This is a genomic window from Embleya sp. NPDC050154 (assembly GCF_044460165.1).
GTDB lineage: Bacteria > Actinomycetota > Actinomycetes > Streptomycetales > Streptomycetaceae > Embleya.
On the sequence record NZ_JBITJP010000011.1, the window covers coordinates 259,204 to 281,879 of the forward strand.

The 22,676-nt window shown below is 70.8% G+C and carries 23 protein-coding genes; 8 read left to right on the forward strand and 15 right to left on the reverse strand.

Features of this window, described 5'->3' with window-relative positions:
* Positions 1-104 precede the first annotated feature (104 nt).
* Positions 105-1,193, forward strand: a complete 1,089-nt coding sequence (locus ACIBSV_RS24305) for an NYN domain-containing protein (RefSeq protein ID WP_395866338.1) — start codon at positions 105-107, stop codon at positions 1,191-1,193.
* 36 nt (positions 1,194-1,229) lie between these two features.
* Here the strand turns inward: ACIBSV_RS24305 and ACIBSV_RS24310 are convergent, their stop codons facing one another.
* From ACIBSV_RS24310 to ACIBSV_RS24330, 5 genes are all read right to left on the reverse strand, one after another.
* Positions 1,230-2,222, reverse strand: a complete 993-nt coding sequence (locus ACIBSV_RS24310; protein ID WP_395866527.1) for a methyltransferase domain-containing protein — start codon at positions 2,220-2,222, stop codon at positions 1,230-1,232.
* A gap of 146 nt (positions 2,223-2,368) precedes the next feature.
* Positions 2,369-3,346, reverse strand: coding sequence for an ATP-grasp ribosomal peptide maturase (gene tgmB / locus ACIBSV_RS24315; protein WP_395866340.1), 978 nt, complete (start codon positions 3,344-3,346; stop codon positions 2,369-2,371).
* Complete coding sequence (gene tgmA, locus ACIBSV_RS24320; protein ID WP_395866342.1) at positions 3,343-3,555, reverse strand: putative ATP-grasp-modified RiPP; 213 nt, start codon at positions 3,553-3,555, stop codon at positions 3,343-3,345. Before tgmA ends, tgmB begins: the two co-directional genes overlap by 4 nt.
* Before the next feature lie 104 nt (positions 3,556-3,659).
* Entirely contained in the window at positions 3,660-4,064 is a 405-nt protein-coding gene (locus tag ACIBSV_RS24325; protein ID WP_395866344.1) for a hypothetical protein, read from the reverse strand.
* 303 nt (positions 4,065-4,367) lie between these two features.
* Positions 4,368-4,517 carry a hypothetical protein gene (locus tag ACIBSV_RS24330; RefSeq protein WP_395866346.1) on the reverse strand — a complete coding sequence of 50 codons (150 nt, stop codon included), beginning with the start codon at positions 4,515-4,517 and terminating at the stop codon, positions 4,368-4,370.
* A 180-nt stretch (positions 4,518-4,697) separates the two neighbouring features.
* Here ACIBSV_RS24330 and ACIBSV_RS24335 point away from each other — a divergent pair, with 180 nt between their 5' ends.
* The 5 genes from ACIBSV_RS24335 (at position 4,698) to ACIBSV_RS24355 (ending at position 8,397) form a co-directional block, all read left to right on the forward strand.
* Positions 4,698-5,522: a helix-turn-helix domain-containing protein gene (locus ACIBSV_RS24335; RefSeq protein ID WP_395866348.1), complete on the forward strand. Its 825-nt coding sequence runs from the start codon at positions 4,698-4,700 to the stop codon at positions 5,520-5,522.
* Positions 5,519-5,710 carry a DUF397 domain-containing protein gene (locus tag ACIBSV_RS24340; RefSeq protein WP_395866350.1) on the forward strand — a complete coding sequence of 64 codons (192 nt, stop codon included), beginning with the start codon at positions 5,519-5,521 and terminating at the stop codon, positions 5,708-5,710. The genes ACIBSV_RS24335 and ACIBSV_RS24340 overlap by 4 nt, the downstream gene beginning before the upstream one ends.
* 65 nt (positions 5,711-5,775) lie before the next feature.
* The gene (locus ACIBSV_RS24345; RefSeq protein WP_395866352.1) at positions 5,776-6,222 is read left to right on the forward strand and encodes an NUDIX domain-containing protein; all 447 of its coding nucleotides are present in this window, start codon (positions 5,776-5,778) and stop codon (positions 6,220-6,222) included.
* 392 nt (positions 6,223-6,614) lie between these two features.
* Complete coding sequence (locus ACIBSV_RS24350) at positions 6,615-7,889, forward strand: MFS transporter (protein ID WP_395866354.1); 1,275 nt, start codon at positions 6,615-6,617, stop codon at positions 7,887-7,889.
* Between the two features lie 79 nt (positions 7,890-7,968).
* Entirely contained in the window at positions 7,969-8,397 is a 429-nt protein-coding gene (locus ACIBSV_RS24355; protein ID WP_395866356.1) for a universal stress protein, read from the forward strand.
* Positions 8,398-8,517: 120 nt separating this feature from the next.
* On the opposite strand, the gene ACIBSV_RS24360 is transcribed toward ACIBSV_RS24355, so the two are convergent.
* Positions 8,518-9,126, reverse strand: coding sequence for a suppressor of fused domain protein (locus ACIBSV_RS24360; protein ID WP_395866358.1), 609 nt, complete (start codon positions 9,124-9,126; stop codon positions 8,518-8,520).
* Between the two features lie 480 nt (positions 9,127-9,606).
* Between ACIBSV_RS24360 and corA the strand changes: the two genes are divergently transcribed.
* Complete coding sequence (gene corA / locus ACIBSV_RS24365) at positions 9,607-10,683, forward strand: magnesium/cobalt transporter CorA (RefSeq protein ID WP_395866360.1); 1,077 nt, start codon at positions 9,607-9,609, stop codon at positions 10,681-10,683.
* Between the two features lie 170 nt (positions 10,684-10,853).
* Here corA and ACIBSV_RS24370 read toward each other — a convergent pair whose 3' ends face one another.
* The 7 genes from ACIBSV_RS24370 to hutU form a co-directional block, all read right to left on the reverse strand.
* Positions 10,854-11,354 carry a general stress protein gene (locus ACIBSV_RS24370; RefSeq protein WP_395866362.1) on the reverse strand — a complete coding sequence of 167 codons (501 nt, stop codon included), beginning with the start codon at positions 11,352-11,354 and terminating at the stop codon, positions 10,854-10,856.
* A gap of 97 nt (positions 11,355-11,451) precedes the next feature.
* Positions 11,452-12,333 carry an alpha/beta fold hydrolase gene (locus tag ACIBSV_RS24375; protein WP_395866364.1) on the reverse strand — a complete coding sequence of 294 codons (882 nt, stop codon included), beginning with the start codon at positions 12,331-12,333 and terminating at the stop codon, positions 11,452-11,454.
* A gap of 203 nt (positions 12,334-12,536) precedes the next feature.
* The gene (locus ACIBSV_RS24380) at positions 12,537-13,733 is read right to left on the reverse strand and encodes an acyl-CoA dehydrogenase family protein (RefSeq protein ID WP_395866366.1); all 1,197 of its coding nucleotides are present in this window, start codon (positions 13,731-13,733) and stop codon (positions 12,537-12,539) included.
* A gap of 208 nt (positions 13,734-13,941) precedes the next feature.
* Positions 13,942-15,108: an imidazolonepropionase gene (gene hutI / locus ACIBSV_RS24385; protein ID WP_395866368.1), complete on the reverse strand. Its 1,167-nt coding sequence runs from the start codon at positions 15,106-15,108 to the stop codon at positions 13,942-13,944.
* 60 nt (positions 15,109-15,168) lie between these two features.
* Complete coding sequence (locus ACIBSV_RS24390; RefSeq protein ID WP_395866370.1) at positions 15,169-16,506, reverse strand: formimidoylglutamate deiminase; 1,338 nt, start codon at positions 16,504-16,506, stop codon at positions 15,169-15,171.
* Positions 16,503-17,690 (reverse strand): allantoate amidohydrolase, encoded by a 1,188-nt coding sequence (locus tag ACIBSV_RS24395; RefSeq protein WP_395866529.1) that lies wholly within the window; start codon positions 17,688-17,690, stop codon positions 16,503-16,505. Before ACIBSV_RS24395 ends, ACIBSV_RS24390 begins: the two co-directional genes overlap by 4 nt.
* A 17-nt stretch (positions 17,691-17,707) precedes the next feature.
* Positions 17,708-19,381 (reverse strand): urocanate hydratase, encoded by a 1,674-nt coding sequence (hutU, locus tag ACIBSV_RS24400; RefSeq protein WP_395866372.1) that lies wholly within the window; start codon positions 19,379-19,381, stop codon positions 17,708-17,710.
* Positions 19,382-19,587: 206 nt separating this feature from the next.
* Between hutU and ACIBSV_RS24405 the strand changes: the two genes are divergently transcribed.
* Complete coding sequence (locus ACIBSV_RS24405; RefSeq protein WP_395866373.1) at positions 19,588-19,866, forward strand: hypothetical protein; 279 nt, start codon at positions 19,588-19,590, stop codon at positions 19,864-19,866.
* 134 nt (positions 19,867-20,000) lie between these two features.
* Here the strand turns inward: ACIBSV_RS24405 and ACIBSV_RS24410 are convergent, their stop codons facing one another.
* Entirely contained in the window at positions 20,001-20,861 is an 861-nt protein-coding gene (locus ACIBSV_RS24410; RefSeq protein ID WP_395866375.1) for a MurR/RpiR family transcriptional regulator, read from the reverse strand.
* Between the two features lie 191 nt (positions 20,862-21,052).
* On the reverse strand, positions 21,053-22,588 hold the full coding sequence (gene hutH, locus ACIBSV_RS24415) for a histidine ammonia-lyase (RefSeq protein ID WP_395866531.1): 1,536 nt from the start codon (positions 22,586-22,588) through the stop codon (positions 21,053-21,055).
* Positions 22,589-22,676: the final 88 nt, after the last annotated feature.

A 22,676-nucleotide genomic window follows, 5' to 3' on the forward strand; every position in this document is an offset into this window, starting at 1 on the left:
ATGACGCGACATCACGCGCCGAGCAAGCGAGGACGCGACAGCGACCGGCATAGGACAATGCCGGTCTGACACATCGGCCGGACGCCGATCGAGCAGCAGCGGCCATGGGAGGACGAGAGACTTTGCACGATCCGGGAGAGGACGACGTCCGGACGGGCGCGACGGCCGTCTTCGGCGCCGTGGTGCACGAATCCGGCGGGGACCTCGGCGCCGAGCACGGTGGTCCGCTCGAGGACCATCCGGTCGCAGGCTTCGAAGCCGGACCCGGACCGCTGCCGGACCTGGCGGAACCGTTCACCCGACCGGCCGTACTGGTCCAGTCCGTCTCGCCGCCCCTGCACTTCGGTACGCACGCGCTGTTCGTCGACGTCGGCTACGTGTACGCGGCGATGGGCCTGCTGGTGGCCGGCTCGGCCGAGCGTCGCGCCTTCCGGGTGGACGCCGAACAACTGATCACCGGCCTGATCGACGAGGCGCGCCGGGTCTTCCCGGAGGGTCGACTGCTGCGGGTGTACTGGTACGACGGGGCGCGCGAGCGGGTGCACACCGTGGAGCAGCGGCAGATCGCCGAGCTGCCCGACGTCAAGGTCCGGCTGGGCAACCTCAACGCGCACAACCAGCAGAAGGGCGTCGACTCGCTGATCCGCAGCGACCTCGAATCGCTGGCGCGCAACCACGCGATCGACGACGCCGTGGTGATCAGCGGTGACGAGGACCTGGTCTCGGCGGTCGAGGCCGCGCAGTCCTACGGCGTACGCGTGCACCTGTGGGGTGTGGAGCCGGCATACGGCACCAACCAGGCCGACCCGCTGGTGTGGGAGGCCGACGTCACCCGGATGCTGCATCGCGAGTTCTGCGAGACGTGCGTGACACCGGTGATGCTGCCGCCGTCGCACGCCGGCGCGCTCGCGGTCCAACCGGGCGGCCCGCCGACCGCCGACCAGGCATGGCGGATCGGCCAGGAGATCGCCAAGCGCTGGCTGGTGGTGCGCGGCCGGGAGAACCTCGCCGACCTGATGCCGGGCCCGATGTTGCCCCAGGCGATCGACCGGGGCCTGCTCGTGGACGCGGAGAGCGTGCTGCAATATTCGCTCCGCCCACACGAGGACCTGCGCCGCGCACTGCGCAACGGCTTCTGGGACCGCCTCAACCAGGAATTCGGCCTCCCGGGCACGGAACTGACGGAGGGCTGAACGACTCGGGCCAGGGAGTCCGCCACGAAGCGGGTGTCACAGAGGGAAAGACAGACCCCCGGCGGGCCAGGTGATTCGCTGGTCGTGCGAGTCGATCTCCACGTGAAGAGACGACGGTTCGATCGGGCCGTGTTCCGAGGTCAGGTGCCGGGCCCGGTCGAGGTGTCCCCACAGATCCAGCGGGCCCGACGAGTGGACGGTCGGTCGGCCGCCGAATTTGGGCACTTCGGCACGAGCCCATGAGCCGGACGCGTGCAACAGCCACACCATCGAGCGGTCGTCGAGGTCGATCCACCGATGGTCGACGGCCGGTTGCAGCAGTTCGAGGAGCAGAGCCAATCGCCAGTCGTCCCGAATGTTCGGCACGTCACCGTCGAAGGCCCGCACTTCGTCACCGTCGGCGGTTCGAGCAGCGAGGTACACGCGGTGCAGAGCCGACCCGTCCTCGGGGCCGCTGCGCACGGGCATGAACCGCGCACCATGTGACGCGACGCGACCGTGAGCATGTGTCGCGTCGGTCACTGTCACCCGGAGGTGCAGGGAGGTCCCGGCGAGCGTGGTCGAGATGACGCCGCCGCTCCGTACGGCGGCCAGCCATGTCGAAGGAATGGTCCGCGTCGAGAACATCGCCACGGCGCGGTCGAACCCGTCCTCGGGCAGTGCGTGGGTCGCATCGATGGTCGTCATCCGTGGCGCGCGGCCGAAAGTGGCAAGCCGTCGCCGGGCAGCGCTCACCAGGTACTCGTCCACGTCGACGGACAGGACCCGATCGTCGCCCAGACGGTGTCCGAGCAGAGCGGCCGAATAGCCGCTGCCGGTTCCGAGGTCGAGTACCTTCATGCCCTCTTCGATCTCCGCGACGTCGAACATCCGCAGTACAAGTGAAGGCAATGTCGTCGACGAAGTGGGAGGTCGGTCGGACGGCGGTGTGACGTCGTCACCGGCCGTGTCGGCATGCAGTTCGCCAACCTGCGTAACAAGCGTTCGGTCCTCATATGCGGTGCCGATCCACGACGCCGGGTCGGTCATCCCTCGATGGAGGCGCCAGTCGAAGCCGTCCTGTTCCCACCAGTTCGGCACGAGGAGGTGACGCGGGGTGCGCGAAACCGCGTCACGCCACGGCGAATCGACCGCAACGGCGGCGGCCAATGTCGCGGCGGCAACGTCCCAGGTTCTCACTGTTTGATCCCTTCCGAGAGGGCGTCCACCAGGGCATCGGTAATGCCGAGCCCGGGGAGATGGCGTTCGAGCCAGCGGTACTGACCACTCGCGTTGATCTCGAAGAACCGCCAGCGGCCGTCCGGGGTCACCGCGAAGTCCAGCGCGCCGAAGAACAGACCGAAGTGCGCCATCAGGGCCGACACCCCAGCCTCCACCTCCTTCGGAACGGGAACCGAGCGGTACGTCAACGCGCCGTAGTCCACGCGGAAATCCAGACGCGTCTCGTCGCTGTGGGCATGAATCGCCGCCGCGAACATACGGGAACCCACGACCGTGAGCCTGACCTCATGCGCCTTGGCCACGCGCTCTTGGAGCAGGACCGCCGTCGACGCGATCGATTCGTCCATACTTCCCGAATCCACCACGGTCGTGGGAATCGTCGCGGTCCTCTCCGCGGTGTGTACGCCCCCGCCGAGGGCCTTGTAGATGACCTCACGTCCCGCCGCACCGTGGGCCCTGGCGAACGTCGCAGCGTGTGTCGGGTCTGTGGTGACAACCGTCGCCGGAGGATCGAGGCCGACAGTCGCGGCGACGGCCAGTTGCATCGGCTTGTAGTTCGTGGCGAGGTTGGCCGTGGGGTGGTTGACCCACCGGACGGGCAGTGACCCGAGGACCCCGAGCAGTCCCGCACGGGCCTCGGAGGCGGCAAACGTGCGGGCGGTGGGAGTCCAATCGCTCGGCAGTCGGAACTCGCCCGGCCTGCGCCACCAGACACTTTTCACGCGAGCCAGGTCGATCGTGCGAGTGCCCACGCGGAGGGCACCGCCCCAGCCGCCCCCCGACAGGGAGGCGGCCAGGGTGGCGCGGGCAGGAAACTCGGCCGTGTCGAAGCGCACTACGTCGACACCACGTTCGGACAGTTTCACGACGACCGGATCGGCGGTGGCATCGTCCGGCGCTGTGACGACCACGACGGTGGCGCGACGGTTCACCACAGGTCGGTGCCGTCGCCGTCCGACTTGCCATCCGGCTGGGTCTCCGTCTTGGTGTCCCCGGGCATCAACACGTGCCACGGGTTGCCTTCGGCGGTCACCCCGATCTGAAGCTCCGGGTCGTAGTGCATCGTCGGTACCGACCGCGTGGGGACTTCGGTCAGGTGACGCATGTAGAACGGCGTCGGCAGAGCTGCCCTGCTGGTCATCTTTTCCTCCGGTGAATGGGTGTCGGATGCTCTCCGCGCGTGGTCCGGCGGGGAGCTTGTAGCGCCGTGCCTACCGTTCATCGCCACTTACGGCGGTGCGGCAGTCAGGGGGGAGGCGGCCAGGTGATGCGGCCTGTGGGGTAGTCGGGCACCAGGTCGTCCGGATCGCCGACCCGTGTCGGTGTGCCGTCGCAACGCTGTACGACCGCGCTCGGGCCGTCCGGTCCGGGAAGGACGCACAGGTAGATACCGACCGGGTTCTTGGTGTCGCGGTGGCGCACCGGTTGTCCCGCACGTGGCGCGGGCAACGTGTCGATCACCAACCGGCGCACCGGTACGACGAATTCGATTCCGCTCCGGGTTCGCACCCATGCCTGTCGACCGTCGACGGCGGTCAGTTCGCCTTCGCGCCCGGTGGGCCCGCGCACGTCCTCGTGTACCAGCGCCCCGAGGTAGCGATATGCCAGGACTCGCCCGGCCATCCTGTCCGCTTCGGTGGTCTCCTCCATGCGCACCGCGTCACCCGCTCTCGCCGCATGGGGTCGACACCGCGTGGGCCGCGTCACCGGTGGTGACACCCACCAAGTGCCTTACGGAGCAGGCGACTTCCAACCCTTGCCGGGTCCGCAACACGGCCAGGAGGCCCTCGACTTCGCGGAGGCGGCCAACGGTTCCCCGATACGGATCGCGAAACAACTTGCCGTAGTGGCGCACTCCCCATCGCGCGATCCGGACCAAAGTCCAGTCCACCGCGCCGATTGCGCCGGTGGCGTCGATCGTGAACATTCCTATTTTTTTCCTCTCGATCGCCGTCAGTACCGTTCCGGCCACGGCATCGGCAGTTCGTTCTGCTCGCCGTTTCGCATCCGGTGCAACGACCTTGCAGCATCGCCCAGTTCGAAATGCTCACGAGACTTGATGTCCTCGCGTTCACCGTTGGGGTAGAGGCGATAGACGCTCATGGTCATCCGACTCCTGCCCTCCCACACACCCATGGGCCACTCCTGACGAGGTGCTGATCCGACCAGGTACAGCAGGCCGATCTGCTTCTGTGTGATCGTTCCGCTACTGAGTGAACACCTCTGGGTCTACGTTGGGAACGGTGCAGAATTCAGCAGCTTGATTTGAGAGACAGGCGCGCGATGCCGGCAGCGAAAGATCTCGACCCGGAAGCCTCGATGTGGGCCCTGTTCGGCGCTCACCTGCGATTTCTCCGCAAACTCGCGGGCAAGACGCAGCAGGAGTTGGGGGGCGACCTGCATTCAACAGGGTCTTTTGTTGGACAGATAGAGACTGCCGAGCGGCGGCCGAGCTCCGAGTTCGTGGCCGACCTTGACGCGGTCCTGGGCGGGACCGGTCTGCTGATCGCAACGGCATCGCACGCATACCGCTTGGCGGAGGGACAGCCTGGCTGGTTCGAGACCTTTGCGAAGACCGAGCAGGAGGCCGCGCGCATCCGCACGTTTCAGCCGCAGGTAGTTCCGGGACTACTCCAGTGCGAGGAGTACACGCGGGCCCTACTACAGCGAGCGAGAATTGCGCCGGCAACCATCGATTCCCTGGTCACACGACGACTCAAGCGGAAGCGGCTGCTGACCAAGATGGAACCGCCGCAGTACTGGGCCGCCGTCGACGAGGCCACCCTCATCCGGCTGAAGCACGACGATCCGAAGGTTGCCGAGCCGCAACTCGCCCACCTGCTGGAACTGAGCGAGTTGTCGAACGTGGTACTCGAAGTAGTCCCGATGGACTGCGGCCTACATGCGTGCATGGATGGCGCGTTCGTCCTGCTCTCGATCCCGGGCCGTGGTGAGTGCGCCTATGCAGAGGGCATGTTCAAGGAACAGATGGTCGCCGACGGCTACGCCGTGGTGGAAGTGCAGCGCCGATACGATCTACTGCGGGCTGAGACTCTTTCGCCCTCGCGTTCACACGTGCTTCTGCGAGATCTCTTGGAGAGCAAATGAACAAGGCACAACCCCAGCCACGCCATTGGCGGAAGTCGAGCTTCAGCGGTCAGACCGCCCCAGAGTGCGTCGAGGTGGCACAACTCGACGACTCCGTTGGCACCCGCGATTCCAAGAACAGATCGCGCGGCCATCTGGCCATATCGCCGGTCGCCTGGGCGGCTCTGATGCAGTCCATCAAACAGTGATCCGCCGTCACGGGTAAGAGGCGCATGTGCGTGAGGAAATCGGCTGTGAGCCAAGGCTGATGGTCATGCTCGCCGTCTCAGTCATCGTGCATGATCGGGCGAACAAGCGAGTCGTGCTCCTGCGTCGGGGCAACAGGAAAGCGTTCGCGCCCGGGATGTGGAGTCTGCCCACCGGCAAAGGTGCGCCCGGTGAACCCATCACGCACACGGCAGTTCGCGAACTCCGCGAGGAGACGGGACTGGTGGTCGCGCCGCAGGCGTTGCGTCTTGCCCATGTGACGCACAGCGCGGACAGCCCGGAGGCGCCGGAGGGGTTCGTCGTGCCGGCCTTCGCTGCGGAGGAGTGGGACGGCGAAGCGGTCAACGCCGAGCCGGGCAAGCACTCGGCCGTGGCCTGGGTCGACACCGACGACCTGCCGGCCGACTTCGTTCCGTCGACCCTGCACGCGTTGGAGCGGTACCTCGCGGGTGAGCGCCCCGAGGTGGCCATCGACGGGTGGGACGGCACATGAAGCCGTTCGCTTGCCCGCTCCCGCAAGCCGACCGGCCGACCCGCACCCCGCGCGCCGCCGCCCCACACCGCACCCGCGCCGGACCGGTTGCCGTGTCGGACGTGTCGGCCGCGTAGCGGACGGGCGCCCCGGCGCGGAGCGAACGGCCCGACCGCGGCTGCGGAGCAGACGTGCAACCGGCCACGGAGACCTCGCCGGCTCATGCGACCCGCCCGCCCGACCCCTAGACCCCTAGACCCCTCGCCCCCTCGACCCCTCCCCCGCTCGACTCGAGAACCCTTGCCACTCATATACATGTAGGCTACATTTATTAGCGAAGCTAACTAAGCAAGAACAGGCTCGCGGCGCAACGCGCAACAGCGCGCGTCGAACAAAGAGTGCGGAGGTCTCGCATGCGGTCCCTTTCCGACGGCGGGCAGACCCGGGGCAATACCCAGGCCGAGCACGCTCCCGAACACGCCCCCGAGCAAGGTCGCATCCTCAAGCAGCCGATGGCCGTGTGGGCCACCGCGTTCGCGGCCGTGGTCGCGTTCATGGGGATCGGCCTGGTCGATCCGATCCTGCCCTCGATCGCCAAGGGGCTGGACGCGTCCCCGAGCCAGGTGTCGCTGCTGTTCACCAGCTACTTTCTGATCACCGCCGTGGCCATGCTGGTCACCGGCTTCGTCTCCAGCCGAATCGGTGGCCGACGTACGCTCCTGCTCGGCCTCGCCCTCGTCGTGCTCTTCGCCGGACTCGCCGGCACCTCCGGATCCGTCGGCGAACTGGTCGGCTTCCGAGCCGGCTGGGGCCTGGGCAACGCGCTGTTCGTGTCCACCTCGCTGGCCGTGATCGTCGGCGCCGCGAGCGGTGGTTCGTCCGCCGCGATCCTGCTCTACGAATCGGCGCTCGGCCTCGGCATGGCGTGCGGCCCGCTGCTGGGCGCGGTGCTCGGCGACGCCAGTTGGCGCTACCCGTTCTACGGCACCGCCGCGCTGATGGCGATCGGCTTCGCGCTGATCGTCGCCCTACTCCGGGAACAACCCAGGCCCGCCCGCAAGGTCGGCCTGCTCGACCCGCTCAAGGCGCTCGGCCACAAGGGCCTCGCGACCACCGCCGCAGGCGCGTTCTTCTACAACTACGGCTTCTTCACCGTGCTCGCGTTCACCCCGTTCGTGCTGAACATGAGCCCCTACCGCAGCGGCGCGGTGTTCTTCGGCTGGGGCGTCCTGCTCGCCGTCTGCTCGGTCCTGGTCGCCCCTCGACTCCAGGCCCGGTTCGGCTCCGCGAACGTGGCCGCCGTGAGCCTGCTCCTGTTCGCCGTCGACCTCGGCGTGCTCGCGTACGGGTCGAAGGCCGTCATTGTGACCGGTGTCATCGTTTCGGGAGCCTTCATCGGTATCAATAACACCGTGTTCACCGAGATGGCGCTCGAAGTCTCGGACTCGCCGCGACCCGTGGCGAGCGCGGGGTACAACTTCGTCCGCTGGTTCGCCGCCGCGGCCGCGCCGTTCCTGGCGCCGAAGCTGGAGGAGCACTTCAACGTGCACGTGCCGTTCCTGGTCGCCGGCGTGACCTGCCTGGTCGCCGCCGCGGTGCTGTTCGGCGCACGCCGCACGCTGGCCGCGGTCGACCACCACGACACCGCGGCGGTGCGTGCGCCACAGCCGGTCCCGGCAGCCGCCTGACCCGGCCACAACCCGACTCGGCCGAGCGAGTACAAATAGTTCGATATCCATAAAATCTGCGGAAAAGGAAGTGCACGACATGTACGAGCGGATTCTGGTCGCGGTGGACTCCACGCCCGAGGCCGACGAAGTCCTGGCGCACACCGCTCGACTGGCGACCGCCGGCGGCGCCGCCGTCCGCGTCCTGCACGTACAGACCCTGGACGTGGTGGACGGCGGCGGAGTGGGCGGCGTCGTCGAGGACGAGACCGCCGACGCGGCGGTCAAGGTGGTCACCACCGCCGTCGACACGCTCAAGGCGGCCGGCGTCACCAACGTCGAGGGCTGGACCGAGGAAACCGTTCGCGGCGATGTGCCCAACGCGGTCCTGGACCAGGCCCGCGCGTTCGACGCCGACCTGCTCGTGCTCGGCGCCCGCCGACACGGCGGCGTGGCGAGCCTGTTCCTGGGCAGCGTCAGCGACGCGGTCGCCCACCGCTCGGCGTGCCCGGTCCTGCTGATCCCGTAGTCCACCCCACCCGAAAGCGCACGCGAAGGGAACACCCACCCCGCACAGGCCGCCGGCCCCGGATCTCCCCACACGGGATCCCCGGGGCCGGCGGCCCAAGCGCGCGAACCCGCCCGCCCCTCAACCCAGCGGCACCGCACGCCGGTTCGGATCACGCAGGTCCGTTCCCGCGCGCAGCCACTTCTCCTGGAGCGCCTCCGCGCCCTGGGCCCGCTTCCAGGCGGCCTCGGCCGGAGTCATCGGCAGCAGCGGGAAGAAGCGGACCGCGTCGGCGGGTTCGGGCAGCGGCAGGTCGGCCAACAGGCCGCCGGGCTCGGCGACCAGCACCGCGTGGAAGCCGGCGCCGTCCCACAGCGGGCCGCCCAGGTCGAGCGACGCGCCGGGCGCGATCACCAGGCCCTCCACCTGCGGGGTCGCGCCCAGCACGGCCAACGGCCGCAACACCGAGTCGTGCCCGCCGCGCACCGAGAGCACCAACTCGGCCCGCGGGCCCGCGATCGGATCGGCCAGCACCGCCGCCGGATCGGCCATCGGGGCCCGGGACATGCCCAGCGTCGCGTACCGGACCACGCCGCCCGCGTCGGGACCGAAGCGCAGCACCTCGATGCGATCCGCGCCGACGAAGGTGACCCCGGCTCGGCCGGTCGGCTCGCCGAACGCGGCCGTCAGATGCGCCTCGACCTGCGGGGTGGGGTCGACCGGCTCGGGTCCCGGCGTGAAGTCGAACATGCCCGCATGCTAATTCGCCGTCAGGAGCCTTTCGCATACCGGCCATTGCAGCCGGCGCCCTGGTGTACTCTACGTAGTCGGCCCGAGGATGTGGACATCCTCGCGCGCCATCGGATGACGGACTCGCCCTCGCCTCGACCCACCCGGTCGACGAGCGGAGGCTTTCCCCCAGCGGGGACCGGCCGTGGGAGGTGATCGTGGTGCATACCAGCACACCGTGCAGTACCGGCGGCTCACCCGATCTTCCCCGATCCAGTCGCACGCCCCGCCCTTTCTGAGGGTTTCCGAGACTTTCGCCGAGTACCGGCCGGCGCATCACGACCCGGTGCCCGATCTCCGAATTTCCTCCGTGACGGGGCGTCAGGATCTTTTGCCGTTCTTTCGGTGATTCGTTCCGCTTGCCCGTGTCGACGCTCCCCGCGGCCTTCCCGCCGCGGCGTGGCGGCGTCGGCGCGTGCCGGTCAGTGCAGGAGACCCGTCATGTCGATGATCCGCGACCTCCGCGCCGCAGTCCGCCCGTACCGCCGCACCCCCCTGCCGTCCACCACGCCCGTGACGACCGGGAACTGTGTGGTGGATTGCGCCGTGTACCGCGACGGCCGGCGCCTGGACGGGTACGCGAACCCCGACTCGGCAATCCACGAGGTGCGCACCGGCGGCGGCTTCGTCTGGATCGGCCTGCACGAGCCCAGCGCGCTCGAACTGTCCGGTATCGCCGAGCGGTTCGGGCTGCACCCGCTCGCCGTCGAGGACGCCGTGCACGCGCACCAGCGGCCCAAGCTGGAGCGCTACGACGACACCCTGTTCGCGGTGTTCAAGACGGTCACCTACGTCGAGCACGAGCAGCTCTCCGCGACCAGCGAGATCGTCGAGACCGGCGAGATCATGGTCTTCCTCGGCAACGACTTCGTGGTCACCGTGCGGCACGGCCGGCACGGCGCGCTCGCCGACCTGCGTTGTCGGCTGGAGGACGGCGGCGAACTGCTCGCCGCCGGGCCCTCGGCGGTGCTGCACGCCGTCGCCGACCGGGTGGTGGACACCTACCTCGACGTCGCCCAGCTCATCCAGGACGACATCGACCAGGTCGAGAACGACGTGTTCGGCGGCGGTGGTGCGGGCGACGCGGGTCGGATCTACCAGCTCAAGCGCGAACTGCTCGAACTCAAGCGCGCCGTCGCACCGTTGGCCCGCCCGCTGCACGCGCTGGCCGAGCGCCCGATGCGCCAGGTGCACCCGGACATCCGCGAGTACTTCCGCGACGTCGAGGACCACCTGTCGCGCGTCGGCGAGCAGGTGGCCTCGTTCGACGAACTGCTGACCTCGATCCTGCAGGCCAATCTCGCGCAGGTGACCGTCGCGCAGAACGAGGACATGCGCAAGATCTCCGCGTGGGTGGCGATCTTCGCGGTGCCCACGATGCTGGCCGGCGTGTACGGAATGAACTTCGAGCACATGCCGGAACTGAAGTGGCGGTACGGCTACCCGATGACGCTGTCGGTGATCGTCGTCGTGTGCACGCTCATGCACCGGGGCTTCCGCCGCAACGGGTGGTTGTAACGCGCACGTACGCGCCGCACGTACACACCGCCCGCATACGCCGCCCGCACACGTACACCGGCCGCCACCGGCCGCGCGCGGACGCGGCGGCCACGTGCGGACGCGGCGGCCACGCGCGGACGCGGCGGCCACGCGCGTCCGTCCGGGAGGCCACCCGGACGGACGCACCTCTACAGGTCGAGCCGGCCCACCAGATTGCGGGCCCGCTCGGCCAGGTCCGGACGCACCACCACGTCGTAGCGGGAGGCCACGATCTGGCTCGTGGAGACGAAGTCCCGGCGCCCGCCCAGGGCCTTGTATCCCAGCCAGCCGAACAGCGCGCCCGCCGCGATGCCCCAGACCAGGCCCATCAGCACCAGCCAGAGCCACCCGTGCGCGCGGACCGCGAAGATGCCCAGGAACAGTCCGATCATCAGACCGAACCACGCGCCGCTGGCCGCGCCGGACGCCGCCGCCTTGCCCGCGGTGAGCCGGCCGAGCACGTTCTCGACCATCCGCAGGTCGGCGCCGACGATCGCGGTGTTCTCCACCGGAAACTCGTTGTCGGAGAGGTAGTCGACCGCACGCTGGGCACCCGCGTAGTTCGTGTACGACGCGATCACCTGGCCGGTGTTGGCGAGGTCGGGGCCGGGCGCGCCGGCGCCCGGGGGAAGGTTCTGCTGACCGAACATGGGTGTGCCGCCTCGCATCGATGCCGGGTGGTTGTTCGACCCGATGCGTGTACCCACCGGATTGGTCACAACACGTGACCAATCCGGCGAAAACCGATCAACCCGACAACACCTCGCGCACCGCGTCGGCCACCGCGTCCGGGCGGTCCAGCATCACGAAGTGCGCGGAGTCGTCCAGCACGTCGCAGCGCCCGCGCGGGGACAGGTTCGCCAGCGTGCGCAGCGCGCGCACCCAGCGGGCCCGCGCAGCCAGACTCTCGTAGCCGCCGGCGGCGGCCAGCACCCGCAGCGGCACGTCCGGCAGCGGTGCGACCCGGCGCAGGTCGGCGAGCTCGGCGGCGACGTCGAAGTAGGTGGCGTTCTCGGTCAGCGCGGTCGCGAAGAACCGGCCCGATCCGTAACTGCCGCGCACCCAGCGCGCGTCCGCCACGTCGCGATGCCGGCGCGACTGGGTGAACAGGATCGACCGGCGCGCGGCGGGGCCGATCGCCCGGGCCAGCCCACTGACCCGCATCGCTCCCCCGGCCATCCGCGCGGCCCGTACCCGGGCCCGGCGGGCGGGTCGAGACCTGGGCTTGTCCTCGTTGCTCGGGTCCACCAGCACGAGTCCGGCGATGCGCTCGGGAAACAGCCGCGCGAAGCCCTCGACGTGGAACGCGCCGAGCGAGTGGGCGAGCAGGACGTACGGACCGGGCAGCGCGAGCGCGTCGGCCAGCGCGGCGATCCGCTCGGCCTCGCCCACCAGGGTGGGCGGTCGCGGGTCCGGCTCGGAGTAGCCCAGGCCCGGCCGGTCGAACCGCACCACCATGCAGTCGGCGGTGAGCAGCGGCACCACCGGATCCCAGTCGAACCACGCGCCGCCGAGCCCGCTGGTGGCGATCACCACCGGTCCGGTGCCCTCGCGCACCACGTGCACGGCGGTCCCGTCGATCCGGACGAATGTGCCGGGCGGTACCGGTACCGGGCGTCTCGCGGCCATGGTGGGCTCCCCGATCACTGGCGGTTACACGTTTCGCCATCATCGGTCGCCACCCGACCCCCGCCCCGCAACGACGCGACCACTACGCCGACCGAGCCGATACCGGACCCGGTTGGTCGCACGCGCCGTTCTCCGTCGCCGACTGGGCACGCGTCGCGGCCCGCCCCGAGGATTCGCGGGCGGGCTGCGACGGCACCCGAGCCTCAGCCCTTGAGCTTGTAGTCCTCCAGCAGACGCCGCCCGATGATCATCTTCTGGATCTCGGCCGTACCTTCGCCAATCAGCAACATCGGGGCCTCGCGGTAGAGGCGCTCGATTTCGAACTCGCGCGAGAACCCGTACCCGCCGTGGATCCGGAACGCGTCCTCGACGACTTCCTTGCAGTACTCGGAGGCCAGGTACTTGGCCATCCCCGCCTCGAGGTCGTTGCGCTCGCCCGCGTCCTTCTTGCGTGCCGCGTTGACCATCATCGTGTGCGCGGCCTCGACCTTGGTCGCCATCTCGGCCAGCTTGAACTGGATCGCCTGGTGGCCGGCCAGCGGCTTGCCGAAGGTCTCCCGCTGCTGCGCGTACCGGATGCCCAGCTCGAACGCGCGATGTGCGACCCCGCAACCGCGCGCGGCCACGTTCACCCGGCCCACCTCGACGCCGTCCATCATCTGGTAGAAGCCCTTGCCGGGCACCCCGCCCAGGATCCGGTCGGCCGGCACGCGACAGTTGTCGAGCACCATCTCGGTGGTGTCGACGCCCTTGTAGCCCATCTTGTCGATCTTGCCGGGGATGGTCAGGCCCGGACGGGTCTCGCCGAAGCCGGACTCCTTGTCGATCAGGAACGTGGTCATGTTCCGGTAGACCGACTCCTCGCCCAGCTCGGTCTTGGTGAGCACCGCGACCAGGTTGGCGCTGCCGCCGTTGGTGAGCCACATCTTCTGGCCGTTGAGCACGTAGAACTCGCCGTCCGGCACCGCCTTGGTGCGGATCGCCGAGACGTCCGACCCGCAGTGCGGCTCGGACATCGAGAACGCGCCGCGGATCTCGCCCTCGGCCATCTTCGGCAGGTAGTAGGCCTTCTGCTCGTCCGTGCCGTGCTGCTTGATCATGTACGCGACGATGAAGTGCGTGTTGATGATGCCGGACACGCTCATCCAGCCGCGTGCGATCTCCTCGACCACGAGCGCGTAGGTCAGCAGCGACTCGCCGAGGCCGCCGTACTCCTCCGGGATCATCAGACCGAACAGGCCCATGGCCTTCATGCCCTCGACGATCTCCGCCGGATACTCGTCCCGGTGTTCAAGCTCCGTGGCGACCGGAATGATCTCCTTGTCCACGAAGGTGCGCACGGTGGCGAGGATCTCCCGCTGGACATCGGTGAGTCCGTCGGTCTGTGCGAGGCGGCCCATGGGCGGCGCTCCTTCCGTCTGCGCATGTCCGGGCCCCACCACCGGGGTCCCGGCCACGCTTCTGGTTGAGAGAGTTACCGGGGAGTATCCACGAGCGCGGCGGGTCGCGACAGAGGGGGTCCGTAACGCGGGCACGTCGATTTCGAACGGTCTGTCGGACGGGTGCCCCGGACAGCACCCTCACCCGTGCCCCGACGATTACCGCCGGTCAGACCCGCACTCCGGCGCGCCACACCCCGCGCACCAGCGGCACCCCGGGCCGGTAGGCCAGGTGTACGTGCGAGGGCGCGTCGAGTTCGACCACGTCGGCGCGCGCGCCCGCACGCAGTACGCCCACATCCTCGCGGCGCAGCGCGCGGGCGCCGCCGGCCGTCGCCGCGTACAGCGCCTGGTCCGGCGTCATGCCCATGTCGCGGACCGCGAGCGCCACGCAGAACGGCATCGAGGTGGTGTAGCTCGATCCGGGGTTGCAGTCGGTGGACAGCGCGACGTCGACGCCGGCGGCGAACAGCCGGCGGGCGTCGGGGTAGACCGCGCGGGTGGAGAACTCGGCGCCCGGGAGCAGCGTGGCGACCGTGTCGCCGCCGGCCAGCGCGTCCACGTCGGCGTCGGTGAGGTGGGTGCAGTGGTCGGCCGAGGCCGCGCCGAGTTCGACCGCGAGCTGTACGCCGGGCCCGTGTCCGAGCTGGTTGGCGTGCACGCGCGGGATCAGGCCCCGGGCGGCGCCGGCCTTCAGGATCGCCCGGGCCTGGTCGCCGTCGAACGCGCCGCGTTCGCAGAACACGTCCACCCAGCGGGCGTGCGGGGCGCACGCGTCGAGCATCGGGCCGGTGACCAGGTCGACGTAGCCGGCCACGTCGTCCGCGTACTCCGGCGCGACGATGTGCGCGCCCAGGTAGGTGGTCTCGGGGGTGAACGCGGACGCGATCCGCAGCGCGCGTTCCTCGTCCGCGACGGTGAGGCCGTAGCCGGACTTGATCTCGATCGTGGTGGTGCCCTGGCGGGCCGCCTCCTCGATCAGCCGCGCGGCGTTGGCGGCGAGGTGTTCGTCGCTCGCGGCGCGGGTGGCGGCCACCGTGGTGCGGATGCCGCCCGCCCGGTAGGCCTGTCCGGACATCCGCGCGTCGAACTCGGCGGTGCGGTCGCCCGCGAACACCAGGTGCGCGTGCGAGTCGACGAAGCCGGGATGCACCGCGCGTCCCTCGGCATCGTGGCGGGTGTCGGCGTCCGGGGCACCCGCGGCGGCCCCCACCCACGTGACCCGGTCGCCGTCGAGCACGAGTGCCGCGTCCTGGATCAGGCCGAGCGGGCCGGTGCCGAGGTCGGGGTCGTTGGTGACCAGCGAGCCGATGTTGGTGATCAGGGTGGTGGCCACGCGCGAGTGGTCCCTTCCGGTTCGAGGGGGAGCGGCCGCTCCGGGCGGAACGGCCGCGGATCAGCCGAACAGGCCGTGGATGGCCGTGCCCAACGCCTGCGGCACCGCCTCCACGAGCTGATGCACGCCGTCGCGGACGATGGTGCGTCCGCCGACCATGACGTGCGTGACGTCGCTCGCGGTGGCCGCGAACACCGCCGCCTCGGTGGCCAACCGCGGGACGGTGCCCGCCAGTCGGACCGAGTCCAGGCCGATCGTGGTCAGGTCGGCGAGGGCGCCCGGTTCGATCCGGCCGGCGTCCGGCCAACCGAGCGCGCGGTGGCCGGTGCCGGTGGCGTACGCGAGCAGCGCGGCGGAGGTGAAGTGGCCGCGCCGGCCGGTGCGCAGCCGCTCGTCGAGTTCGACCGCGCGGGCCTCCTCGAACAGGTCGATCACCGCCTGGCTGTCGCTGCCCAGGGACAGCGGCACACCGGCCCGGGCCAGCTCGCCGGCCGGGCCGATGCCGTCGGCGAGGTCGCGTTCGGTGGTCGGGCAGAAGCACACGCCGGCTTCGGCCCGGGCCAGCGCGGCGATGTCGGCGTCGGTGAGGTGGGTCGCGTGCACCGCCGTCGCGTTCGCGCTCCAGAAGCCGTGCGCGTCCAGCAGCCCGGTGGGGGTCAGCCCGTGGTGCGCGACGCACGCCGCGTTCTCGGCGGGCTGTTCGGACAGGTGCACGTGCACCGGGACACCCTCGGTACGCGCGGCCCAGGTCGCGTAGCCGTCCTTGGTGTCGAACGCCCGGACCGAGTGGATGGCCGCGCCGATCCGGGTGTTGTCGTCGCCGCGCAGCGCGCCCCAGCGCTCGTACCAGGCGTCCGAGCTGCCGTCGCCGAATCGGCGCTGCACGCCTTCCAGCGGCCGGTAGCCGTCGGCGGTGAGGCCGCCGTGCAGGTAGCAGGTGTCCAGCAGGGTGATCCGGACGCCGGCCTCGCGGGCCGCCTCGATCAGCGCGTGGCCCATCGCGTTGGGGTCGTCGTACGGCGTGCCGTCCGGACCGTGGTGCAGGTAGTGGAACTCGCCGACGGAGGTGATCCCGGCGAGCGCCATCTCCGCGTACACCGCGCGCGCGAGCGCGAGGTAGCTGTCCGGGTCCAGCCGGCCGGCCGCCTGGTACATCTGGTCGCGCCAGGTCCAGAACGTGCCGGTGCCGGTCTGGGTGCGTCCGCGCAGTGCCCGGTGGAAGGCGTGCGAGTGGACGTTGGCCAGGCCCGGGATGGTCAACCCGGGCAGCACGCAGGCGCCGCCCGGCGCCGGGCGGTCGGGGGTGACCGATGCGATCCGGCCGTCCTCGACCACGAGCAGCGCGTCGCGTTCGATCCCGGTGCGGGTCTGCACCAGTTCACACCAGTACTCGCTCACCCGAGGTCCTCGCTGATCAGGTCGGTCACCACGTCGGCGAGCGCCGTGACGCCCGCAAGGCAGTCCACCATCTCGGCGCTCTCCGCCGGCGAGTGCGACACGCCGGTCGGGTTGCGGACGAACAACATCGCGGTGGGCACGCGCGCGGACAGGATGCCCGCGTCGTGTCCGGCGCCGGTGGGCAGGATCGGCGCACCTCCGAGGTGCTTGGCGATCCGGTCGCGCAGCGGGCCCTCGAACTCGACGACCGGGGTGAAGGACTCGCGGGTGACCTGTACGCCGACCCCGTCCCGGTCGCCACGCTCGCCGGCGGTCCGGATGATCTCCGCGACCAGGTCGTCCAGCGTGCGCTCGTCGGCGGCCCGCGAGTCGAGCCAGCCGCGCACCTCGGAAGCGATCGCGTTGGCCGCGCCGGGCCGCGCGTCGACCTTGCCGAAGGTGGCCAGCGCACCGGCGAGGTGGGCCTTCTTGCGGGCCGCGAGCACGGTGTTGGCGTAGGTCAGCATCGGGTCGTGCCGGTCCTCCAGGCGGGTGGTGCCCGCGTGGTTGGCCTCGCCTCGGAAGTCGAACCGCCAGCGTCCGTGCGGCCAGATCGCCGAGGCCACGCCCACCGCGCGGTCGCGGTGCACCAGGTCGCGGCCTTGCTCGACGTGCAGTTCGACGAACGCGCGGATGCGGCCCAGCCGCTCCGGGTCGGCGCCGATCCCGGCCGGGTCGACACCGGCGCGCTCCATCGCGTCGCCCAGGAAGACGCCGTCGGCGTCCTTCAGCGCACGTGCCTGATCCGGCGTCAGCACCCCGGCGGACAACCGGGATCCGACACACGCGACGTTGAACCGGGCGCCCTCCTCGTCGGCGAAGTTGACGATGCCCAGCGGCCGCTCCGGGTCGGCGCCGCGCTCGCGCAGCAGGTCGAGCGCGGCGAACGAGGAGACCACGCCGAGCGGTCCGTCGTAGGCGCCGCCGTCCGGCACCGAGTCCAGGTGGCTGCCGATCACGATCGCGTCGGCGCCGGGCGCGGTCCAAGCCCACTGGTTGCCGTTGCGGTCCTCCTCGTAGATCAGGTTCCGGCTCTGGGCCTGTTCGCGGAACCAGGCGCGGCACTCGGTGTCCGCGTCGGTCCACGCGTACCGGCGGTAGCCGCCGGTCGTGGCGCGACCCACCGGAAGCAGGTCGCGCCACATCGCCTCGAAGCCGGTGCTCACGCGTCGCCTTCCCGCATCGGCACCCGCACACCGCGCTCGTCGGCGACGTCGACGGCGTGGTCGTAGCCGGCGTCCACGTGCCGGATCACGCCCATGCCTGGGTCGTTGGTGAGCACCCGGCGGATCTTCTCGCCCGCCAGCGGCGTGCCGTCCGCGACGGTGACCTGGCCGGCGTGGATCGAGCGGCCGATGCCGACCCCGCCGCCGTGGTGGATGGACACCCACGAGGCGCCGGAGGCCACGTTGACCATCGCGTTCAGCAGCGGCCAGTCGGCGATCGCGTCGGAGCCGTCGAGCATGCCCTCGGTCTCCCGGTACGGGCTGGCCACCGAGCCGCAGTCCAGGTGGTCGCGGCCGATCACGATCGGCGCGGCCAACTCGCCCGAGGCGACCATGTCGTTGAACCGCTCGCCGGCCTTGTCCCGCTCGCCGTAGCCCAGCCAGCAGATCCGTGCGGGCAGGCCCTGGAAGTGCACCTTCTCCTGGGCGAGCTTGATCCAGCGGGCCAGCGACTCGTTCTCCGGGAACAGGTCGAGCACGGCCCTGTCGGTCTTGGCGATGTCGCGCGCGTCCCCGGAGAGCGCGGCCCAGCGGAACGGGCCCTTGCCCTCGCAGAACAGCGGCCGGATGTACGCCGGGACGAAGCCGGGGAAGTCGAACGCGCGGGTGTAGCCCGCCAGTTGCGCTTCGCCGCGGATCGAGTTGCCGTAGTCGAAGACCTCGGCGCCCTTGTCCTGGAAGCCGACCATCGCCTCGACGTGGCGGGCCATCGACTCGCGCGCGCGGTCGGTGAACTCGGCGGGCTTGGTGCGCGCGTACTCGGCCATGTCCTCGAACGCGACGCCGACCGGCAGGTAGGCGAGCGGGTCGTGGGCCGAGGTCTGGTCGGTGACGATGTCGATCGGGGCGTCCATCGCGAGAAGCTGCGGGACCAGTTCGGCGGCGTTGCCCAGCAGGCCGATGGACAGCGGCCGGCGGGCGTCGCGCGCCTCGACCGCGAGCTGCAGCGCGGCGTCCAGCGTCTCGACCCGGGTGTCGCAGTAGCCGTGCTCGATCCGGCGGTCGATCCGCGAGGGGTCGCAGTCGATACAGATGACCACGCCGCCGTTCATGGTCACCGCCAGCGGCTGCGCGCCGCCCATGCCGCCGAGGCCGGCGGTCAGCGTGATGGTGCCTTCGAGGGTGCCGCCGAAGCGCTTGGCCGCGACCGCGGCGAAGGTCTCGTAGGTGCCCTGGAGGATGCCCTGGGTGCCGATGTAGATCCACGAGCCGGCGGTCATCTGGCCGTACATGGTCAGTCCGGCCGACTCCAGCCGGCGGAACTCCTCCCAGTTGGCCCAGTCGGGCACCAGGTTGGAGTTGGCGATCAGCACGCGCGGGGCCCACTCGTGGGTCTGCATCACGCCGACCGGACGGCCGGACTGCACGAGCAGCGTCTCGTCCTGCTTCAGCGTGGTCAGCGTGCGGGTGATCGCCTCGAACGAGCGCCAGTCGCGCGCCGCCTTGCCGGTGCCGCCGTAGACGACCAGCTTGTCCGGGTGCTCGGCGACCTCGGGGTCGAGGTTGTTCAGCAACATCCGCAGGGCGCCCTCCTGCTGCCAGCCGCGGGTGGTGAGCGTGCTCCCGCGTGGTGCGCGAACCTCGCGCGGTCCTGCGGTGTGGTCCGACATGGCGGCGCCCCTTCTGTCCCTGTGCACGATTTCTGTATGAAAACATTCAGTAGCTTCGAGAGTGAATCTATCTGTTCTGCAAGGCGTCGCCAAGAGAGCCGGCCCAGCGGGTGGTGTGGGCAGCGCGACATCGAGGGACTTGACCCATTCGGTGCCATTTCATGCGGTCGGCGGTCGGCGCGGACCGGCGCGGGTAGCCGGTCGGCATGGATCTGCAGGAGGTGCTCTGGGCGATCACCGCACTGGGCGCGTTCGTCGCGTTCGCGGGCCTGGTGATGCTGGTGCGCGGTCGAGGGCGCGAGCCGGGCGTGGTGGCCCTGGTGGTGATGATCGGCGCGCTGCTGTGCACCGGCGGCTTCCTGCTCAGCATCCCGCGCTACGCGGAGACCGCGCTGATCGCCGGCGGCGCGGCGCTCGTCGGCGTACTGGCCATGCTCGGCGCCATCTCGATCATGCCGGCGCACCGCGGCCACCCCGGCGTGTGAGCCCACCCGACGCCGCGCGACACCCGGACGTGACGCGACACCCGACCCCGGCACCGCACCCGGTCACGGCAAATCAGCCCGCCCGGCGTTCGAGGACAAGCCGGCCGCAGGCCCGGCCGCCGCCGCCGCGAGGCTCACACGTCGAAGAGCCCGCGCTCCCCGGCCTGCTTCTCGAACTCCTCCAGTCGAGCCTGCGCCCGCGCAGGCTCGATATCGCACATCGCCTGGAGCAGGATCTGCCCCATCAGGATCGGTGCCCCGTACGAGTCGAAGACCAACTGCGAGCCGACGCCCGCGATCAGCACCGCGTCGGACAGCTCCGCCGCCGGCGCGAACGGACTGTCGGTGACGGTGACGATACGCAGGCCCAGGTCGCGCGCGACCCGCAGGCCCTCGCCCAACTCCCGCGGATAGCGCGGCAGCGCGAAGCACAGCAGACCGGTGGCGCCCGCCGCGCGGGCCTGGTCGAGCCGGTCCACCAGGAGCGAGCCGCCCTCGTCCAGCACCCGAACCTCGGGCAGCACCTTGGCCGCGAAGTAGCCGAAGCCGCGCGCCGGCGCCATCCCGGTCCGCAGACCCAGCACCACCAGCGGGCGCGAGGGCGCGAGCAGCGCGGCGGCGCGGGCGATCGGGCCCGGGTCGGCGAGTTGCTCGGCGAGCCGGGTCAGGTTGGCGATCTCGGCGTGCACGGCGCCGACGTACTCGTTGCGGTCCACCTCGGCGGAGGACTCGGCCGTGGTCGGCAGCCCGAGTTCGCGCAGGTGTCGGCGCAGTGCCGGGTAGCCGTCGAAGCCGAGTGCGACCGCGAACCGGGTCACCGAGGGCTGGCTGACTCCGGCGAGCTGGGCCACCTCGACGCTGGAGAGGAACACCGCCTCACCCGCGTGCCGGACCAGGCAGTGGGCGATCCGGCGCTGGGTGGGGGTGAGCCGGTGGCGCTCGAAGAGGGCGAGCAGGCGGGCGGAAGGGCTCGCGTCGTCGTCGGCCACCGACATGTCTCCTCGTTGCTGGGTCGTCGCCGTTGCCGGCGCGTCGCTCGGGCGCGCCCACCGGGTGCGGCGGGCCTGCTGCGGACGCTGCGGGAAGGCGCGGACCGCCGCGGGTGGCGGCGGTCCGCGCCAGGCAATCCTGCCCGATCCGACGCGAGTTCGGATCGGCGCGCTCGGGTCGGTTCGGCGCGCGGGGGTCAGTTCAGCTCGCCGGCCGCCGAGCCGGCGGCCTCGATCACCTTGCCGGCCCGGACGAAGGCGTCGGCGGCCTCCAGGTCGGGGGCCAGGAAGCGGTCCGGGCCCACCCCCTCGGCGCCGCTCGCGCGCAGCGCGGCGATCACCGCGGCGGTGGCGGGCGCGGGCGCACCGAGGCCGGCGGCGACCCGCATGTCCAGGGCGCGGGCGGCGGTGGTGAGCTCGATGGCCAGGATGCGGTTGAGGTTGTCGATCGCGCGGCGCAGCTTGCGGGCCGCGCTCCAGCCCATCGAGACGTGGTCCTCCTGCATCGCCGAGCTGGGGATCGAGTCGGCCGACGCGGGCATCGCCAGGCGCTTGCACTCGGAGACCAGCGCGGCCTGGGTGTACTGCGCGATCATCAGGCCGGAGTCGACGCCGGGGTCGTCGGCGAGGAACGCGGGCAGGCCGTGCGAGCGGGAGGGGTCGAGCAGGCGGTCGGTGCGTCGCTCGGCGATCGAGCCGAGGTCGGCCACCGCGACGGCCAGGAAGTCGAGCACGTAGCCCACCGGCGCGCCGTGGAAGTTGCCGTTGGACTCGATCCGGCCGTCCTCCAGGATCACCGGGTTGTCCACGGCGGAGGCGAGTTCGCGGTCGGCCACCAGCAGCGCGTGCGCGAGGGTGTCCCGGCCGGCGCCCGCGACCTGCGGCGCGCAGCGCACCGAGTAAGCGTCCTGGACGCGCGGCGCGGCGTCCTGGTGGTGCCCGGTCAGCGCCGAACCCTCCAGTACCCGCAGCATGTTCGCCGCGCTGGCCGCCTGGCCCGGGTGCGGGCGGATGGCGTGCAGCGCCGGGTCGAGCACGCGGGAGGTGCCCAGGAGCGCCTCCATCGTCATCGCGGCGGTGATGTCGGCGGTGGTGAACAGGCGGGCGAGGTCGGCCCCGGCCATCAACAACATGCCGAGCATGCCGTCGGTGCCGTTGATCAGGGCCAGGCCCTCCTTCTCCTTGAGCTCGATCGGCTCCAGCCCGGCTGCGGCGAGCAGTTCCGCGGCGGGTCGCACCACACCGTCGGGACCGGCCGCCTCGCCCTCGCCGGTGAGCACGAGCGCGCAGTGCGCCAGCGGCGCCAGGTCGCCGCTGCACCCGAGCGAGCCGAATTCGCGGACCACCGGCGTGATGCCCGCGTTGAGCAGTCCGGCCATGGTCCGCGCGACGATCGGCCGTACCCCGGTACGTCCCGAGCACAGCGTCTTCAGCCGCAGCAGCATCAGCGCGCGGACCACCTCGTCCTCGACCCGGGGGCCCATTCCGGCGGCGTGCGAGCGGACCAGCGAATGCTGGAGTCGGGTGCGCAGTTCGGGGCTGATGTGCCGGACGGCGAGCGCGCCGAAGCCGGTGGACACCCCGTACACGGGTTCGGTGCGCGCGGCGAGGCCCTCGACGACCGCGCGCGACGCGGCCATCGCCTTGATCGCGCTCTCGGCGAGTTCGACGCGCGCGCCGGCGCGGGCGACCGCGAGGACGTCCTGCGGGGACATCCCGGCCTCGCCGATCAGGACGGTGGCGGGGGCGGTCTCGGGGGCGCTGTGCAGATCATTATTCACTCGAACATTATGTGCATGGATCGCGACAACGCCAGGGCGG